Origin of the sequence: Orlajensenia leifsoniae, from assembly GCF_004570845.1 — a bacterium.
Classification (GTDB): domain Bacteria; phylum Actinomycetota; class Actinomycetes; order Actinomycetales; family Microbacteriaceae; genus Orlajensenia; species Orlajensenia leifsoniae.
Map to the genome: position 1 here is coordinate 431,747 of NZ_SPQZ01000003.1, position 17,672 is coordinate 449,418.

Genomic DNA, 17,672 nt, shown 5'->3' on the forward strand with positions numbered 1-17,672 from the left:
CGCGCGAGGGAGCGACGGCCAGCCATCGGCAGCCAGGCGAGGTGGGTGGGTGGAGCGTGGGTGGGTGGAGCGATTTTGAGTGAATCTCAGCCGTACGGTTTCGTTCTACTCTCTCTTCAACCGAGACGTCAACAGTCGCGCGGTGAACGTCGGCCACCCGGCCGGATCGGATATCCCCGATGGCACGAGGTTTCTGTCGAGCTGTAGGGTCGGGAGCCATGATGAGTCCTCCAGTTCGCAGCACGCGTCTGCGACGCGAGGCCTGGGGATTCGCGATCGGCTCGCTCGCCTTCCTCGTCGGGTCGTTGCCGCCGTACGCCGAGGCCGTGGGCACCGTGGCCACGAACATCACCTTCTTCGTGGGCTCGATCTTCTTCACCCTCGCGGCCTTCGTGCAGCTCAGCCTCAGCGGGCGCAAGGTACTGCCGCGGCACATGAATTCGGTGGACCGCTACGACTGGTGGGCGGCCGCCTCGCAGTTCCTCGGAACGCTGTTCTTCAACGTGAGCACGGCCGAAGCCCTGCGCAGTGCACTTGCCGATCCGGAGAAGATCGGCGTCGGGTGGCGCCCCGATGCGATCGGGTCGGTCCTGTTCCTGCTCTCCAGTGGACTTGCCGTTGTTGCTACACGCGGGCGTGGCCGCCTCTGGGACCCTGACGCGCGGTCGTGGCACGGTCTGTGGCTGAACGCCGTCGGCTCCGTCGCGTTCGCCGTCTCTGCGGTCGGCGCCTACATCGCACCGGAGACGGGCACCTACCTCAGCCTGTTCTGGGCCAATCTCGGAACATTGGTCGGAGCCGTGTGCTTCCTGACGGCAGCACTGCTGTCTCGTCGTGGCGCCGCCTGAACAACACCAGACATCCGTCAGCGGACGAGGGCGTCCAGAACCGCGAACGGCCGCTCCACGTGCGCGAAGTGTCCGCAGTCGTCGATGATGCGGGACTGCAGCTGCGGCACGACAACCGCGAGTCGTTCGAGATCGTCGCGCGCGAGGAACACGTCGTGGCGTCCCTTGAGAGCCACGACGGGGCAGGTCACTCTCGGCCAGAGGCCCTGCGCCGGGTACACGCCTCCGGCATCCGACGCCAGAGTGAAGGCGTGCGGCCGCACCTCCTCGGCGAGGGCGTCGTAGACCGATCCGTCGATGAATCCCGGATGCCGGAACAGGGGCGAGGCGAGACCCCGCATGAACCCCAGCCGGCCGAGCCCGCGCACGACGGCGCGGCCGGCGCGCTCGTGCCAGTCCAGCATCTGCATCGCCTGCCGCATGCCCACGTAGGCAGGGAGGGTGGCGAGGGCCGCCGACGGATGCCGCACGGCATCGAACACGCCGAACGTCGTGGGCGACACCAGGGTGAGGCCCACGGTCGCCCGCGGCTCGATGGCCGCGAGGTGGAGGGCGAGGGTGGCTCCGAACGAGTGCCCGACCACCCGCCAGCGTTCGTAACCGAGCCCGCGCAACGCCGCGGCGACCGCCCGCGTCACATGATCGACCGTGAAGTGGGCGGCATCCGCGGGGAACGGGCTGGCGCCCCACCCCGGAATGTCGGGGATCACGAGGTTGTCGAGGGTGGAGTCGCCGCGGAGCTCGACTGCCTGAAGCAGCGGCGAGAAGGTCGTCCACGATCCTGCCGCGCCGTGCAGCATGAGCGTGGCCGTCTCGTCGGTGCGATCGCGTCGCCCGGTCTGCACGCTCAGTTCCCCGATGGCGGTGTGCACGGTGTGCGTCTCGAGGTCGAGTTCGGCGGCGCGCGTGAGGAGGCCGAACGGGGCGTAGGCCGTCGAGGTCTGCTCTGCGATCATGGGAGGAGTTCGGAGCTGCACGCGGAACGGATGCCGCCCTACTCGCTCATCGACGTCGTTTTGCGCGACACGCCGTCGTTAGCGTAGACTCTCCCTTTGGCTAGGCGTGATCTCAGCGCCTGGATTCGCATGCCGCCTCCCCGACTCGCAAGAACCCGGGGTGAACGCATGCCGACAAGAGATCTTGGGAGGGGCATCCGCCCCTCGGTATTGGAGGAATCACAATGGCAGCAGTGTGCCAGGTGACAGGAGCCGTTCCCGGTTTCGGTCACAACATCTCGCACTCGCACCGACGCACCAAGCGTCGTTTCGACCCGAACGTGCAGCGCAAGACGTACTACGTCCCGTCGCTTCGCCGTAGCGTCACCCTGAACGTCAGCGCCAAGGGAATCAAGGTCATCGATGCCCGTGGCATCGAGTCCGTCGTCAAGGACATTCTCGCTCGTGGGGTGAAGATCTAATGGCTAAGCAGCAGGACATCCGTCCCATCATCAAGCTCCGTTCGACGGCAGGCACCGGTTACACCTACGTGACCCGCAAGAACCGTCGCAACAACCCCGATCGACTCGTGCTGAAGAAGTACGACCCCGTAGTGCGCAAGCACGTCGACTTCCGCGAGGAGCGCTAAACATATGGCTAAGAAGAGCAAGATCGCCCGCAACGAGCAGCGCAAGGTCATCGTCGCGCGCTACGCCACGAAGCGCGCCGAGCTGAAGAAGGCTCTCGTCGACCCCAACGGAACCGACGAGTCCCGCGAGGAGGCCCGCAAGGGTCTGCAGAAGCTTCCCCGCAACGCTTCGCCCATCCGCGTTCGCAGCCGCGACGCCATCGACGGCCGCCCCCGCGGTGTCCTCACGAAGTTCGGCGTCTCGCGCGTCCGCTTCCGTGACATGGCACACCGTGGCGAGCTGCCCGGCATCACCAAGTCGAGCTGGTAACACCCATCTCGGCCTGATGGCCTGAAACATCCTGGACGGGATGTCGACTTCGTGTCGGCATCCCGTTCAGTGCGTCAACCGCGGAACGGATGCCGGGAGCCGCCTGAGCGCCGAAATGTACCCCGATGTACCGCATCCGGGGGCGACTGACGTGACGAATGTGGCGAATGCGACCGATTCCGCGTGTCGCGAACGCCCATAAGGGCCTGAAATCCGCGGAATCTCGCGGATCTCTGTTACATTCGAGGCGGTCATCCGACCAAAAGGGGCAGGCGGAAACGCCCACCCCGCCATCTCGAAAAGCTGTACGGCTCGACATCGAGCCGGCACGCAGATGTACGTCCGAGGAGGACACTCAATGGCTGACAAGTCGCTTAACAAGACCGAGCTCGTCGCAAAGATCGCTGCGTCCACGGGTCAGAGCCAGGCCACGGTCGACGGCGTTCTCGGCGGTTTCTTCGACGCTCTCGCCGAGTCCGTCGGCAACGACGTCAAGGTCTCGATCCCGGGATGGCTCGCTGTCGAGCGCACCCACCGCGCTGCGCGCACCGGCCGCAACCCGCAGACCGGCGCCACCATCGAGATCGCTGCCGGCTACTCGGTCAAGGTCTCCGCTGGTTCGAAGCTCAAGGCTGCTGCCAAGTAGTCTCCACTTCACCGCCTCGAGGGCTCGGCTCCGGCCGACTGTCAGCCAGATGAGCTGATCAGCAGCCCTCGATGAATCGGGGTGTCTTCTGTCGAAGTTCGACGGGAGACGCCCCGATTCTGCGTTTCCCCCGAAGCGCTCGAGCACGCCGGGCTGATCCACCGCCCTTGAGGAATTCTCAGCCTGGTGGAACCATGGCTTCACGGTGTCTTCTCCGGACGCGCCGTGACGAGGGGGCTCGGCATGCGACAGGCGCTACGTGTCTCTGCCGCCACGCTCGGCATCGCCGCTCTCGGAGCCGCCCTCGTACTGCTGCCGACTGCGGGCGCCCTCGGTGCATCGCCACCGGACACCATCGACACCGGCGACCCGCCCCCGCCGGCTGACCCGTCCACGCCCGGAGGAGTCGACGCGCCTTCGCCTGATCCAGACGAGACCGTCGTCGAGATGCCGCCTCCGGTGTCGCCCGAGATCGTCAGCAACGCGAACACCGTGCGCATGGCGTGGGTGGGCACGCCAGACGAGCGCCCCGCCGATGCCGCGCTCCTCACTCTGCAGGCGGCCATCAATGCCGCCACGACCGATGACACCGTGTCCTTCGATTCGAACGACTACGCCTTCACGGGGGCGTTGTCGGTCACGAAGGCCGTGACGCTCGACACCGCGACGGATTCCCTGCTCTACAGCAGGTTCACCGTCAGCGACGGCGGCTTGACTCTCGCAGACGATGTCGCCATCGGCGCAGCCAACACCGGGGCGGTGATCACCGTGACCACGGGCGGTGCCGTGCTCTCGAACATCACGGTGCGCAACCCCACCCCGGTGCTGCGCCCGACGGGCATCCAGCTGGGCGCCGGCATCACCGATGTCGTGATCGAGGGACTCGACATGGACGGCAACGGGGAGGCGTCCTCATACGGGGTGAACCTCACCACCGGGTCGGCCACCATCACCGACCCGTCGATCGTCGGAGTCGCCGTGGGCGTCACGGCGACGGCAGCGTCGACTGCCGGGGGCGTCTCGATCAGCGGCGGCTCCATCGCGGCCGCCACCACGGGCGTCTCGCTCGGCACGGCGACGACGCCGACGGTGACCGGGCTCGCCGTGACGGGTCCGGGCAGCGCAGGCACGGGGATCGACCTGGCGAAGTCCAGCGGTGCCGTCGTCACCGGCGCGACTGTGAGCGGCTACGCGCGCGGGATCGGCGCCGCCACCACGAACGTCGGCCTCGGGCCAACCATCACCGACGCCGTCGTGACCGGAACCTTCCGCGAGGGCATCTCCCTGGGGGCGACGTCGGATGCCCGGGTCGTGCGGCCGAAGCTCACCGGCACCGACGCTCTGCAGTCGACGGGCATCCTCACCCTCATGGCTACGGGCGTGGTGATCGAGCAGCCGACGATCTCTGGGGTGCAGTACGGCATCTCCACGAGTTCGGCGAACACCGGCAGCGGACCCGAGATCAGCGCACCGACGATCACGGCATTCGGCGGCATCACCCTGGGCTCGACGCAGGGAGCGATCATCTCGGATGCCGTGCTCGACAGCGGCACCTGGGCGGGCGGCACCGGCATCAACACCGTCAACGCGGGCAGGGTCACGATCACCGATGAGACCGCCACCGGCTTCCTCTACGCCATCGGATCCCAGTCCAACTTCGACCCCGACTCGGATCGGGTCGACATCTCGATCTCGGACCTCACGGTGACCGGGGCGGCGAACGCGTCCAACGCCGTCTACCTGCTCGGGGTCGAGAACGCCTCCATCGAGAACGTCACGGCGGACATCACCGGCGCAGCCCTCGTCATCCACCAGTCCGTCGGGGTGAATGCCCGCAACATCACCGTGACGGGTCACGAAGGGCCGACGTCGGTGACGGGCGCCGCGATCCTACGCGCGTACGGGTCGCAGGACGTCAACGTCGACACGGCGTCCATCGATGCCGGTTCGTACGGATTCTTCTACTCGGCCACCGACGGCTCGACCATCACCAACGCGACCGTGGCGAACCTCCTCGAGTACGGCGTCTACGGGCGAAGCGTCGCCAACCTCGACCTCAGCGGGGTGACATTCACCGGAAACTCGGCTGTGGGGCTCCTCGTCGTGACGACGCCGGCAAACGGGATCAGCCACGACGTCGACATTCACGACAACACCATGAGCGGCAATGACAGCGGCATCCAGGTGCTGCAGGGCACGACCGACGTCGAGATCCACGGCAACACCGTGAGCGGGCAGCCCGACGTCGTCACCGCCGGCGGGGCCCACAACCTCGTGATCGCGGAGAACACGATCGACCAGGTCGGTTCGCCCTCGGATGCCGCCATCGCCGTCGCGCCCCTCTGGGAGGACGGCGCCGTACCCGGCTCCTACTCGTCGTCGGGCATTGAGATCACGGGGAACACATTCCGCGGTGGTGGCACCTGGCTCCGTGTCGGGACGGTCGACGGCACCTCCGACGAGGCTGCTCGGCGCACCCTGTCAGACCCCATCCGTTTCACGGGCAACAGCGTCCCCGCGGACTCGACAGCGATCGTCACCCTGCCGAACGCAGTCGTGGGCGCCGACACCGCGACGCCGGCGGAGATCGCTCCGCTCGTGGCCGTGGCCGATGGTCCTGTCGCCGTCGATGCGCGGGACTACGACGACCCGAACGACTGGGGGGCGGCCTGCAGGGCCACAGGATTCCTCGACGGCGCCCTGTACTACGACGGCGGAGGGGCCCAGGTGCAGGAGCTCACCGAGGCTCCGGTCCTGTACCCGATGACCTGCATCGACCTGTCCCTGACCGAGGGCATCGAGGTGGACTCCGACCAACAGTTCGGCATCGGCGACACGGTCACCTGGTCGCTGACCCCGCACAACGACGGCCCGCGGGCGGCGCCGGCCGGCTGGACCGTCAGTCAACTGCTGCCGGACGGCGTCGAGCTCGTCTCGATCGCCGGTGACGGGTACATGCTCGACGGCGCGACAGCCACGGCGGCTGCCGAACTCCCGTCCGGCGAAGACGGCCCAAGCCTGACGGTCGTGGTTCGGATCATCACGGCTCCTCCGGGCGAGTCGACCATGCACAATGTCGCGTACACCGGCCCGGCAGCCGTTGTGGTCGACCTCGACGGCGACGGGTTCGCCGACCCGATCGTGGAGCAGACGAGCCCGCTCGTCGTGCCGACAATCGACACCGACACCGACGCGTCCGAAACCGACAACGATGCTCAGGGCAGCTGGGTCGTCGTCGTGGATGAGCCCACTCCTGAGCCGCCTGCCCCGGGACCGCCGCTTCCCGAGCCGCCGGGGACTGGGGGAGTGTCGGACTCGGGCGCCGATCCCGCGGCCGCCGGTGGCCTGTCGAGCACCGGCTCCGACCCTGTGCCGCTACTGCTGGCAGCAGCGATGATGCTTCTGGCGGGCATCGGCGCCGTCGTCGTCGGCCGCAGGCGACTCAGCTGATCGCCAGCGACACCATTCGCTGAGGGCTCGGGGTGACGACGGGCGACCGAAGCTCTCGGCGACCGAACGTAGACTTGTCTGGTGAAGCGATCCGCCCGAGTGCTCGGCCCCGCCGTGCTCGTGGCGGCGGCAGTGCTCACCCTCATCGCGGCTCTCGCCTATGGCGGGGGAGCGGCGCCTCAGGCCCTCGAGGATCCGGGGGCGCTCGTGCGCTGGGGTCTGCCCACGGCCAAGCTCCTCGTGAACCTCGGTGCCGCCGGCATGATCGGCGCTCTCGTGCTGGTGTGCTGGGCGCTCAGCCCCGATGAGGACGAGTTCGACGGAGCGCTCGACGTGGCAGCGGCATCCGCCGGCGTCTTCACCGTCGCAGCCGGTGCCACCGGCTTCCTGACCTTCCTCTCGGTCACCAACACCCCGGTGACCTTCGACGATCGCTTCGGCGCCACCCTCAGCCAGTTCCTCACGGCCATCCCCCTCGGCCAGGCCTGGCTCGCGACCACGCTCATCGGCGCCCTCGTCACTGTGCTGTGCTTCGCCGTGCGCAACCACACGGCGCTGGTCTTCGTGACGGTGGTGGCTGTCGCCGCACTGGTGCCGATGGCGCAGCAGGGCCACGCCGCCGGAACCGCCGGCCACAACGCCGCCATCATCGCACTCGGCCTGCACCTGGTGTTCGCGGCCGTCTGGCTCGGGGGGCTGCTCACGATCGTGCTGCTGCGCTCCAAGCTCCAGCCCGGCCGTCTCGTCGTCGTGCTCGGTCGGTACTCGACCGTCGCACTCATCTGTTTCATCGTGGTGGCGGCATCCGGATATGTGAGTGCCGCCCTGCGCATCGGCACCTTCGACAACCTGTTGACGCCCTACGGGGTGCTGGTGTTCGGCAAGATCGCCGCCCTGCTGGCTCTCGGATGCTTCGGGGCCGTGCAGCGCCGCTACGCGATCGGACGCATCGCCCGCTCGGCCGACCAAGGCCTCGGCAGCGCCCGCGGCTGGTTCTGGGGCATCGTCGTCGTCGAGCTGGCCTTCATGGGCATCGCCGCCGGCCTCGCCGCAGCACTCGCGCGCACGGCCACGCCGATCGCCGAGACCCCTCCGGGCGCGGGAACGCCGGCCGAACTGCTCACGGGAGAGCCCCTGCCGCCGGTGCTCACCGGAGCCCGCTACCTCACCGAGTGGAACTGGGACCTGCTCTGGGTCCTGGCCTGCGCCTTCGGTGCGTTCTTCTACCTCGCCGGCGTCTGGCGCCTGCACCGCCGCGGCGACAAGTGGCCGATCTTCCGCACCATCTCGTGGCTCGCCGGCCTCGCCGTGTTGTTCTACGTGACCAACGGAGCCGTGAACCTCTACGGGCAGTACCTCTTCTCGGCGCACATGCTCGCGCACATGGTGCTCACCATGGGCGTGCCGGTGCTCCTGGTTCCCGGCGCCCCGGTGACCCTGGCGCTGCGCAGCATCCGTCCTCGCAAGGACGGCAGCCGAGGCGGCCGCGAGTGGATCATGCTCGCCGTGCACTCGCGTTTCGCGGGAGTCATCGCCAACCCGATCGTCGCGGCCGTGCTGTTCGCCTCGAGCCTCTGGATCTTCTACTACACGACGCTGTTCAGCTGGGCGACCACCGATCATCTCGGCCACGAGTGGATGACGGTGCACTTCCTGCTCACCGGCTACCTGTTCGTCCAGTCCATCATCGGCATCGACCCGGTGCCCTACAGGCTGCCGTACCCGTTCCGCCTGCTTCTGCTGCTGCTCACCATGGCGTTCCACGCGTTCTTCGGCCTGGCCATCATGACCGGAACGGGCCTGCTGCTCGCCGACTGGTACGGCGCGATGGGCTGGGGAACGGATGCGCTGGCCGACCAGCAACTCGGCGGCGGCATCGCGTGGAGTGTCGGCGAGATCCCGACGGTGGCGCTGGCCATCGCCGTGGCCATCCAATGGAGCCGAGCCGACGAGCGCGAGACCAAGCGCCGCGATCGCAACGCCGACCGTACGAACGAAGCCGAACTCGAGGCCTACAACGCCCGCCTCGAGGCGATGGCCCAGCGCGACACGTCGGTTCACTGAGGCTGGCGCCGCCGCCTCCCGCTCGCAGAGGGCCGAGCGGAGCGACCGCCCGACGCGCGTCGTGACCTGGCGGAACGTTGGCGCATCGGGCGCGGACTCCGTCCGGCCCTCAGCGAGCGGGAAAGGGGCGAACGGGGAGACGAACGGCTCAGTGCAGCTGGATGTTCAGGTTGCCGTCCGGCCCGATCACGACCGTCGCGCCCATCGAGTAGGCCTCGTCGCGCTCGACCGTCGACTCCTCGCCGTCGTAGAGCGACTGCACCCCGACCGAGATGTGAGCCACGCCCGGAGTCGACGGCATCTGGAAGGCCGTGTCATCCGCAACCAGGGTCACCTCGGGGTAGCTCACGATGCTCCACACGGGGTCGCTGATGACACGATCGTCGATGACGGTGCCGAAGGGGCAACCCGTGGGCTGCAGCACCTTCTGGGTGGCGCACTGGTCGAGGAACCCGTTGATCTCGGTCTGCACCTCGTCGACGAACGCCTTCGTCGGCTGCACGTCGATGGAGACGTCCTGGGTCCCGACCTTCGTGACGGGAACGGCCTGCGGCGCAGCCTCGAGCTGCAGCGATGACCGGCTGAATTCGTAGAGCGCCGGGGCGAGCACGAGGTAGTCGGCCGAGTTGTTGAAGCTCGCCGGGGCGTCGGGTGCGGCGTGGGCGCGAGCGTCGAGGGTGAGACCGTTGACGGTGAAGGTGTCGTCGTGCAGCACTGTGACCGAGAGCGCGGCGATGGGGCTCGTGGCGAAGCGCCAGGAGTGGAAGACCCCGCCCCAGCTTCCGGCGCGCTCGACGTCGAAGGTCATGGTCTCGCTCGTGCCGCCGAGCTTCACGCGATAGGTCACCGTGTGGTGGCCCTCGTCGTCGTTGGTGTCGCTCACCAACTCGACCGAGCTCGGTCCGCGGAGGACCGAGCTGCGCAACAGGGTGTCGACGGACTTGGGCGGGAGGCCGGCCGAGGGGAGGTCTTCGGGGGCGATGCGCACCCCGGGCATGGCCAGCGCGGCGGTGGCGTCGCCGTTCTCGATGGCCGAGAGGTACTGCTCCACGAAGCCGGCTGCGCTGTAGATGCTGCGGTTGAGGGATCCGATCGTGGCGAGGAGGGCGGCGACGAGCAGCAGGGCGATGGTGAGCCAGAGCAGCACCGCGGCTGCCGGGTTCGTGACCCGGCTCTGAGTCGGCGCGGGTGCGGGGGTGGGCAGCACCGCGGTTCCCGCGACGTAGGCGCCGAGTCGAGGACCGGGGTCGCCGGCGGCGTGAGCGCCGTGGTGCCCGATGCCGAGCTCTCGATCCGAGACGATGGGCACGGGAATGGTGATCCCGAACGGGCTCGTCGCCGGAACCGACGTCGGCTCGATGTCGGGATCGTCGGCGGGATGAACGAGAGCCGGCTCCTGCTCGGGACCCTGCACCAGGGCCGGTGGCGACTCGGGGTCGGAGGCGGGGGTGGGCTCCGGGGCTATCTCGGGTTCAGGAGGGGGCGCGGATGCTGGCACGCCGTCGCGCTCCTCGTCCCTCCCCGGTTCCACGTGGTCATTCTATGGTGGGCCCCCGCACCGGACCCCGACCCGACCCGGACAGTACAGTGGGATGACCGTCTCCGTCGTGAAAGGCCGCTGTGTCAGTCCCCCCTCTGTCGGCCGAGCAGGCCGCGGTCTTCCAGGCCATCGAGGCCACCCGCGACCACGTCTTCGTCACCGGTCGCGCGGGCACGGGCAAGTCGACTCTGCTCAATCACCTGAACTGGCACACCGAGAAGCAGATCGTCATCGCCGCCCCCACCGGCGTGGCTGCTCTCAACGTCGGCGGCCAGACGATCCACTCCTTGTTCAGACTGCCGATCGGGCTCATCGCCGACCATGACATCGACCAGAACGACGCGACCCGCAAACTGCTGAACACCATCGACACCCTCGTGATCGACGAGGTGAGCATGGTGAGCGCCGACCTGATCGACGCCATGGACCGCAGCCTCCGTCAGGCCCGCAAGAAGCCGTTCACCGCGTTCGGAGGGGTGCAGGTCGTGCTGTTCGGCGACCCGTACCAGTTGGCTCCGGTGCCGGGGGATGCCGACGAGCGCGCCTACTTCACCGACCACTACCGCTCCATGTGGTTCTTCGACGCGAAGGTGTGGCAGGAGGCCGACCTGCGCATCTTCGAGCTCGGGCAGATCCACCGTCAGAACGACGCCGAGTTCAGGCACATGCTGAACGCCGTGCGGCACGGCCAGGTCACCGCCGAGGTCGGTGGGCGCCTCAACTACATGGGAGCACGCAGGCCGCTGCCCGAGGAGGGGGCCATCACCCTCGCGACGCGCAACGATGCCGTCAACCGCATCAACGCGTCAGCCCTGGCTCGTCTGACGGGGAAGTCGCAGGCGAACGAGGCCGACATCTCGGGGGACTTCGCCGGACGCGCGTACCCGGCAGACCTCAAACTCGAGCTCAAGGTGGGCGCCCAGGTCATGTTCCTGCGCAACGACTCGGCGATCGACGGCGGGCCGCGCTGGGTGAACGGCACGATCGGGGTGGTGACGGGCATCACCGACACCGTGCAGGTCGAGGTCGACGGCGAGGTGCACCACGTGGAGCCGGCGACGTGGGAGAAGTTCAAGTACACCTACAACGCCGCCACGAAGAAGCTGTCGAAGGACATCGTCGCCGAGTTCACGCAGTTCCCGTTGCGTTTGGCGTGGGCCGTCACCATCCACAAGTCGCAGGGCGCGAGCTATGACACCGCCATCGTCGATCTCGGTCCGCGGGCGTTCAGCCCCGGCCAGACCTACGTGGCCCTCAGTCGGCTGACGCGCCTCGAGGGGCTCTACCTCACGCGTCCGCTGCGGCCCAGCGACATCATCGTCGACGACGACGTGCGGCGCTTCATGGACTCGGCGGCGCAGATCCCGGCGATCGAGGCCGACGCCGCTCTCTGAGCACCGGCGTCGAGTCCGCGCCTGCTTTCAGTGCTCGTGCCCCGGCACGACGAGCTCGACGCCGTGCTCACCGTGCGGGTGGGCGTACTGCCCGGCCTCGGTGGCCGCGAGGGCAGGGGTCGCGATGGCCGACACGAGAGCGGCACTCGCCGCGAATGCGCCGACGAAGCGCCAACCGCTGCCGCCCGCGCCAGGTGCAGCAGGCGAGGTCTGTGCAGTGGACGACGCAGAACCGGCTGATGCGGTTACGGCGGAGGCGGCATCCGCCCGCCGCAGCGATCGTGCGCAGATGATCGCGACCGACAGGGTGAACACCGTCGCAGCCCCCAGAGGAAGAAGGGGGACGGATGCCGCGGGCTCGGCGGCTCCGACGGCCGTGAGCGAGAACGCCACGGCCACCCAGAGCGCCGACGATGCCGACGACACGACGAGTGCGAGTCGCACCAGAACGGGCTGCCCGGCGCGCAGCACGGCGACGCCCCAGACGACCTCGGCGATGCCGATCACGGCGAGCAGCACCGCGAGGACCGCGGGGGCGCTCGCCGCGACGGCGAGGTGGATGAGACCCGCGCCCAGGGCCGCGAGCGGTGGCCAGGCCCGCCCCACCGACGACGCCGACGGGAACGGCGACGTCGTCAGTGGGACGGCGGCCTGGGTCGTCGCGGCCGACTCGGTCGGTGCGGCCGGGGGGACCTGGCCGATCGAGGGGCGCGGGCGGCTCATCCGAGCGCTCATGGCAGTTACGCCACAGCCGCGTTCGAGCGAACGCCGCGCTCGGCTCCCAGACCGACGCCGAGCAGCAGGATCGCGCTGGCGAGGTGCAGGAAGTGGTCAGGCGTGTTCAGCGCCAGGATGTTGGCCGACGTGCCGGCCAGGAAGAAGCCGACGATGCCGAGCAGCAGGTAGGCGGCACCGATGACGGTGTTGACGCCCTTCGCGGCCTTCACGCTCGACAGGCCGCCGATCAGCAGCACGGCGCCGATGAGCAGGTGGGCGATGTTGTGGAACGGGTTCACCTCGAAGATGCCGAGAAGGAGGCCGCCGCGGGTCGCCACGAAGTCGACTCCGCTGGTCACGAAGAAGCCGAGCACGCCCACGAGGAGGTAGACGGCGCCGAAGATGACGCCGACGATGCGGTTGGGTGAGGAATTCATGGCTTTCGCCTCCAGATTCTTGTCGGCGCGGCATCCGCCACGCAGATCGTGCGTGACTTCTGTCGCGCTCAGAGGGTTCGCCGCGGACGCTGTCATCGGATTGGGAGACGTTCGTTACGAACGGCGGACGGGGCGCGCTCATGCGCGCGGTTAGGATCTAGTGAGCGGAACGCGAGGGGGATCGACGTGACCGGCAGGACCAGAGTGCGCAGCTTCGCCAGTGCGGCGATCCTTGCTGTCGTCGCACTGGTCGTGACCGCCTGTTCGAGCACTGGAGCGGCCCGCGCAGCACTCCCCGAGCAGGTCGACACGCCGTTCAGCAAGAGTGTCGAGGAATCTCTCAGCGACGCTCTCAAGAAGGCGATCGCGCTCTCCGATTCCACCGGTGGTGTCGCCGGCGTGTGGGCGCCGTGGGGCGGCCAGTGGCTCGCCGCCAGCGGCAAGCTCGGCCTCAAGGACAAGACGCCGGTCACCACCGACACCCACTTCCGCATCGGCGACCTGACGCAGGGCATGACCTGCACCGTGCTGATGCGTCTCGTCGACGAGGGGGTCGTCACCCTCGACGACTTCGTCTCGCACGTCCTCCCGTCCATCCCGGGCACGGCGGGCATCACCCTCGGACAGCTCTGCCAGGGCACGTCGGGGATCGCCGACACGAGGGCGGCCCTCGGCGCGCAGTTCTCGAAGAACCCCGAACGCCCGTGGCCGCCCATCGAGATCGTCTCCAACGCTCTCGCCCTGCCGCGCACGGGCGCCCCCGGCGAGAAGTGGGCGCCATCCGACGGCGGCTACATGCTGCTCGGTCTCGCCCTCGAGGCGGCCACCGGCCGCAGCTGGAGCGACCTCGAGCAGGAGTACCTGCTCGACCCCCTCGGCCTCGACGAGACGACCATTCCGGGCGACTCGACCGTCGAGGTTCCCGGTGAGCATCCCACGGGTTACGTCACTCCCATCGTCAACGGCGCGCCCAAGTGCGACGCCATCCGCGCCGTCGCGCCGCTCTCGCCGTCGATGGCCGGCACCTCGGGCGGCGCCGTCTCGACAGTGCCCGAACTCAAGGTCCTCGTGCAGTCGCTGGCGGCGGGCACGACTCTCACCGAGAAGACCCACAAGCTCCAATGGCAGACCGTTCCGCTCGGAGGCGACGCGCCCCAGTGGGAGCAGCAGGGCTATGGCGGCACGCAGATCGGACCGTTGCGCGGTGGATCGGGCAACCTCGGCGGTTATATCAGCGCCGCGTACTCCGATCCGGCCAGCGGCCTCACCGTCGTCGTCATGCTCAACAACGCCACGGCAGGCAAGACGTTCGCCCAGAACTTCGCCCTGCAGTTGGCTTCTCTCGGTGCCAGAACCGACCCAGCGGCCGAGTCGAGCCTCGACAAGCCGGTGATCGAGCTCCCGTGGTCGGCCGAGCAGATGGCCGACAAGTTGAAGGCCGCCGCGGTCTGCCCGCCGAAGGGCGACTGACCGGATCCACTCGAAGCGGCCCGACTGTCTGCAGATGCTGCGAGCATGGGCGGGTGACCGAATCGACGAAGGATGCCGCCCTCTCCGTTCTCCGCCGACTGGTCGGCAACGACGAGGCGGAGTTCCACGACGGCCAGTTCGAGGCCATCGAGACCCTCGTCGACTCCCGCCGACGCGCCCTCGTGGTGCAGCGCACGGGGTGGGGCAAGTCGGCCGTCTACTTCGTCGCCACCCTGCTACTGCGGCAGCGCGGAGCCGGCCCCACCATCCTGGTCTCCCCGCTGCTCGCGCTCATGCGCGACCAGATCTCGGCGGCCGCCCGCGCCGGTGTGCGCGCCGTCGCCATCAACTCCACGAACGCCCACGAATGGGACGAGGTGCTCGCCCAGCTGGCCGCCGACGAGGTCGACGTGCTCCTGGTCTCGCCCGAGCGGCTGAACAACCCGTCCTTCCGTGAGCAGCAACTGCCTGCCCTCGTGCAGCGCGTCGGACTGCTCGTCGTCGACGAGGCGCACTGCATCAGCGACTGGGGGCACGACTTCCGCCCGGACTACAGGCGCCTGCGAGACCTGATCGCCCGGATGCCGGCATCCGTTCCCGTGCTCGCCACCACGGCCACGGCCAACAGTCGGGTCGTCGCAGACGTGGCCGAACAGCTCGGCGCCGGTGCCGACGGTACGGCCGTCGACGTCGTGACGATCCGCGGTCCGCTCGCCCGGGCATCGCTCCGCCTCGGCGTGCTGCGCCTGCCCGACGCCCAGGCGCGGCTGGCCTGGCTGCTCAGCCACCTGGGCGAGCTTCCGGCATCCGGCATCATCTACACGCTCACCGTCGCCGCCGCCGAAGACACCGCCAGGCTGCTGCGGCAGGCCGGCCACAACGTGCGCGCCTACACCGGCCAGACCGACCCGGGCGAGCGCGAGGAGTCGGAGGGCATGCTCAAGCGCAACGAGGTGAAGGCCCTCATCGCCACGAGTGCCCTCGGCATGGGCTTCGACAAGCCCGACCTCGGGTTCGTACTGCACCTGGGGGCACCCTCATCGCCCGTGGCCTACTACCAGCAGGTCGGCCGCGCCGGCCGCGCCACGGACAACGCCGATGTGCTGCTGCTGCCGGGCCGCGAGGATCCCGACATCTGGCACTACTTCGCCACGGCGTCGATGCCCAACCAGATCCGTGCCGAGCGGGTGATCGCGGAGCTGGCCGCCTCGTCGACGCCGACGTCTACCCCGGCGCTGGAGGCCCTCGTCGACATCCGTCGCACCCCGCTCGAACTGCTGCTCAAGGTGCTCGACGTCGACGGTGCGGTCAAGCGCGTGCAGGGCGGCTGGATCGCCACGGGGCAGCCGTGGACCTATGACGCCGAGCGCTACACCCGCATCGCCGCGGAACGCACGGCCGAACAGCAGCACATGCTCGAGTACGAGACGACCGATGGATGCCGCATGGAGTTCCTGCAGCGCGCCCTCGACGACGAGACCGCGGCTCCCTGCGGCCGCTGCGACAACTGCGCCGGCGTCTGGTATCCGAAGGATCTCGCCGACGGGGCGGCCGCGACGGCCTCATCTGCTCTCGACCGCGTCGGCGTTCCCATCGATCCGCGGGCGCAGTGGCCGACGGGGGCCGACAAGCTCGGCGTGCCCGTGAAGGGACGCATCGCCGTCGACGAACGGATGCTGGAGGGCCGCGCGCTCGCCCGGCTCACCGACCTCGGGTGGGGCGGAACCCTGCGCACCGTCTTCGCGGCTGGTGCCCCGGATGCTGCGGTCTCCCCGGCCCTGCTCGACGCCTGCGTGCGGGTGCTCGCGGAGTGGGGCTGGGAGACGCGACCCGTCGGCGTGGTGGCGATGCCGTCGCGGCGGCATCCGCTGCTCGTCGACTCGCTCGCCCGAGGGCTCGCTGCCGTCGGGCGCCTGCCGTACCTCGGCTCGCTCGGCACGCGCAACGGCGGCCCGACCGGCGAGCCCGGCGGCAACAGCGTCTATCGGCTCGGGGGCCTGTGGGACCGCTTCGACACCTCGACCCTCGACCTGGCGACTGCGGCATCGGGACCGGTGCTGCTGGTCGACGACCTCGTCGACAGCCGCTGGACCCTCACCGTGGCGGCCCGGGAGCTGCGGCGGGCGGGCGTGCCTGCCGTGCTCCCGTTCGCGCTGGCTCTGCGGGGGTGACGCCGGCCTGCTGCGCCGTGCATGGCACGCACCCCCACAACGAGCCGGTTCGCCGTGGCGACGGGCGTTTCCCCAGCTGTCGCTTGATAGCGTCTCGGGGGCGATCCGCCCGCATGACGACTCCCAGCTTGCCGAGGCCCTGTAGATGACTCCCCCGCTCGCGCGGCCCCGCGCGACACGAGCCCGCTTCGCTGCGATCGCCTCGGTGATAGCCGCCTGCGTGATCGCCCTCGTCAGTGTCGGCCTGGGCGGCGGCCCTGGAGTGGGACCCTCGGCCGGCGCCGGAGCGAGCACGACGGATGCAGCCCAGTCGGCGACCGCGAGTCCGTCCGCACCGGCGACGGCGACCCCGGCACCGAGCGCCACGCTCACGCCGACCGCCACGCCGGCGCCCGCTGCCACGCCGACCCCGACCGTCACGCCCACACCGGCGCCGGCCCCTTCCGGCACCGCGCTGGCTGCGCTCGAGACCCTGCCGATCAAGGGGCGTGCCCCCAAGACCGGCTACGACAGGGACGGCGGATTCGGCTCCGCCTGGAAGGACGCCGATCACAACGGCTGCGACACCCGGAACGACGTTCTCGCCCGAGACCTCACCGAGATCGCGAAGTCGGGGCCCTGCAGGGTCATGACGGGCAGGCTGGTCTCGCCGTACACGGGCGCGACCATCGACTTCGTGCGCGGCCAGGACACGAGCGCGCTCGTGCAGATCGACCATCTCGTGGCCCTGTCGAACGCGTGGCAGACCGGGGCCCAGCAGTTGACGCAGGCGCAGCGCGAGGCGTTGGCGAACGATCCGCTCAACCTGATGGCCGTCGATGGCCGCTCGAACATGCAGAAGGGCGACGGCGACGCCGCCACCTGGCTGCCGGCGCAGAAGTCCATCCGCTGCAGCTACGTCGCCCGTCAGGTCTCGGTCAAGTCGATCTACGGTCTGTGGGTCACGCAGGCCGAGCACGACGCGATCGAGCGCATCCTCGACACCTGCCCGGGGCAGCAGGCGTATCCGGCGATTCTTCCTGGTCGCTGAGGCCCGGGCGC

General features: G+C 69.2%; 15 protein-coding genes. 11 read left to right on the forward strand and 4 right to left on the reverse strand.

Features of this window, described 5'->3' with window-relative positions; genetic code table 11:
- The first annotated feature begins 218 nt into the window (after positions 1–218).
- Complete coding sequence (locus E4M00_RS09920) at positions 219–848, forward strand: hypothetical protein (RefSeq protein ID WP_135120299.1); 630 nt, start codon at positions 219–221, stop codon at positions 846–848.
- A 17-nt stretch (positions 849–865) separates the two neighbouring features.
- Here the strand turns inward: E4M00_RS09920 and E4M00_RS09925 are convergent, their stop codons facing one another.
- Positions 866–1,804, reverse strand: coding sequence for an alpha/beta fold hydrolase (locus tag E4M00_RS09925; protein ID WP_135120300.1), 939 nt, complete (start codon positions 1,802–1,804; stop codon positions 866–868).
- 224 nt (positions 1,805–2,028) lie between these two features.
- Here E4M00_RS09925 and rpmB point away from each other — a divergent pair, with 224 nt between their 5' ends.
- The 6 genes from rpmB to E4M00_RS09955 all read left to right on the forward strand — a co-directional run bounded on the left by rpmB (position 2,029) and on the right by E4M00_RS09955 (position 8,902).
- The gene (rpmB, locus tag E4M00_RS09930) at positions 2,029–2,265 is read left to right on the forward strand and encodes a 50S ribosomal protein L28 (protein WP_055823794.1); all 237 of its coding nucleotides are present in this window, start codon (positions 2,029–2,031) and stop codon (positions 2,263–2,265) included.
- Positions 2,265–2,432 (forward strand): 50S ribosomal protein L33, encoded by a 168-nt coding sequence (gene rpmG, locus E4M00_RS09935; RefSeq protein ID WP_021760158.1) that lies wholly within the window; start codon positions 2,265–2,267, stop codon positions 2,430–2,432. Before rpmB ends, rpmG begins: the two co-directional genes overlap by 1 nt.
- Positions 2,433–2,436: 4 nt before the next feature.
- Complete coding sequence (rpsN, locus tag E4M00_RS09940) at positions 2,437–2,742, forward strand: 30S ribosomal protein S14 (protein WP_135120301.1); 306 nt, start codon at positions 2,437–2,439, stop codon at positions 2,740–2,742.
- Between the two features lie 358 nt (positions 2,743–3,100).
- Positions 3,101–3,388, forward strand: coding sequence for an HU family DNA-binding protein (locus E4M00_RS09945; protein ID WP_055823789.1), 288 nt, complete (start codon positions 3,101–3,103; stop codon positions 3,386–3,388).
- 243 nt (positions 3,389–3,631) lie between these two features.
- Positions 3,632–6,838 carry a right-handed parallel beta-helix repeat-containing protein gene (locus E4M00_RS09950; RefSeq protein WP_135120302.1) on the forward strand — a complete coding sequence of 1,069 codons (3,207 nt, stop codon included), beginning with the start codon at positions 3,632–3,634 and terminating at the stop codon, positions 6,836–6,838.
- A gap of 81 nt (positions 6,839–6,919) precedes the next feature.
- Positions 6,920–8,902: a bifunctional copper resistance protein CopD/cytochrome c oxidase assembly protein gene (locus tag E4M00_RS09955; RefSeq protein WP_204772987.1), complete on the forward strand. Its 1,983-nt coding sequence runs from the start codon at positions 6,920–6,922 to the stop codon at positions 8,900–8,902.
- Positions 8,903–9,050: 148 nt separating this feature from the next.
- On the opposite strand, the gene E4M00_RS09960 is transcribed toward E4M00_RS09955, so the two are convergent.
- Positions 9,051–10,433, reverse strand: coding sequence for a hypothetical protein (locus tag E4M00_RS09960; RefSeq protein ID WP_135120303.1), 1,383 nt, complete (start codon positions 10,431–10,433; stop codon positions 9,051–9,053).
- An 89-nt stretch (positions 10,434–10,522) separates the two neighbouring features.
- On the opposite strand from E4M00_RS09960, the gene E4M00_RS09965 reads away from it, so the two are divergent.
- Entirely contained in the window at positions 10,523–11,836 is a 1,314-nt protein-coding gene (locus tag E4M00_RS09965; RefSeq protein WP_135120304.1) for an ATP-dependent DNA helicase, read from the forward strand.
- A gap of 27 nt (positions 11,837–11,863) precedes the next feature.
- Here the strand turns inward: E4M00_RS09965 and E4M00_RS09970 are convergent, their stop codons facing one another.
- Positions 11,864–12,559 (reverse strand): hypothetical protein, encoded by a 696-nt coding sequence (locus E4M00_RS09970; protein WP_135120305.1) that lies wholly within the window; start codon positions 12,557–12,559, stop codon positions 11,864–11,866.
- A gap of 17 nt (positions 12,560–12,576) precedes the next feature.
- Positions 12,577–12,990, reverse strand: coding sequence for a DUF4383 domain-containing protein (locus tag E4M00_RS09975; RefSeq protein WP_056170992.1), 414 nt, complete (start codon positions 12,988–12,990; stop codon positions 12,577–12,579).
- Positions 12,991–13,176: 186 nt separating this feature from the next.
- On the opposite strand from E4M00_RS09975, the gene E4M00_RS09980 reads away from it, so the two are divergent.
- From E4M00_RS09980 to E4M00_RS09990, 3 genes are all read left to right on the forward strand, one after another.
- Positions 13,177–14,460 (forward strand): serine hydrolase domain-containing protein, encoded by a 1,284-nt coding sequence (locus E4M00_RS09980; protein WP_167756864.1) that lies wholly within the window; start codon positions 13,177–13,179, stop codon positions 14,458–14,460.
- Between the two features lie 53 nt (positions 14,461–14,513).
- Complete coding sequence (locus tag E4M00_RS09985; RefSeq protein ID WP_135120307.1) at positions 14,514–16,631, forward strand: RecQ family ATP-dependent DNA helicase; 2,118 nt, start codon at positions 14,514–14,516, stop codon at positions 16,629–16,631.
- A gap of 145 nt (positions 16,632–16,776) precedes the next feature.
- Positions 16,777–17,661 (forward strand): HNH endonuclease family protein, encoded by an 885-nt coding sequence (locus E4M00_RS09990; protein ID WP_135120308.1) that lies wholly within the window; start codon positions 16,777–16,779, stop codon positions 17,659–17,661.
- The last annotated feature ends 11 nt before the right edge of the window (positions 17,662–17,672 follow it).

Bases quoted from the DNA above. Each gene is read 5' to 3' on its own strand.
- rpmG (WP_021760158.1), top strand. From the start codon at position 2,265: ATGGCTAAGCAGCAGGACATCCGTCCCATCATCAAGCTCCGTTCGACG.
- E4M00_RS09920 (WP_135120299.1), top strand. From the start codon at position 219: ATGATGAGTCCTCCAGTTCGCAGCACGCGTCTGCGACGCGAGGCCTGG.
- rpsN (WP_135120301.1), top strand. From the start codon at position 2,437: ATGGCTAAGAAGAGCAAGATCGCCCGCAACGAGCAGCGCAAGGTCATC.
- E4M00_RS09925 (WP_135120300.1), bottom strand. From the start codon at position 1,804: ATGATCGCAGAGCAGACCTCGACGGCCTACGCCCCGTTCGGCCTCCTC.
- E4M00_RS09975 (WP_056170992.1), bottom strand. From the start codon at position 12,990: ATGAATTCCTCACCCAACCGCATCGTCGGCGTCATCTTCGGCGCCGTC.
- E4M00_RS09990 (WP_135120308.1), top strand. From the start codon at position 16,777: ATGACTCCCCCGCTCGCGCGGCCCCGCGCGACACGAGCCCGCTTCGCT.
- rpmB (WP_055823794.1), top strand. From the start codon at position 2,029: ATGGCAGCAGTGTGCCAGGTGACAGGAGCCGTTCCCGGTTTCGGTCAC.
- E4M00_RS09950 (WP_135120302.1), top strand. From the start codon at position 3,632: ATGCGACAGGCGCTACGTGTCTCTGCCGCCACGCTCGGCATCGCCGCT.
- E4M00_RS09970 (WP_135120305.1), bottom strand. From the start codon at position 12,559: ATGAGCCGCCCGCGCCCCTCGATCGGCCAGGTCCCCCCGGCCGCACCG.
- E4M00_RS09945 (WP_055823789.1), top strand. From the start codon at position 3,101: ATGGCTGACAAGTCGCTTAACAAGACCGAGCTCGTCGCAAAGATCGCT.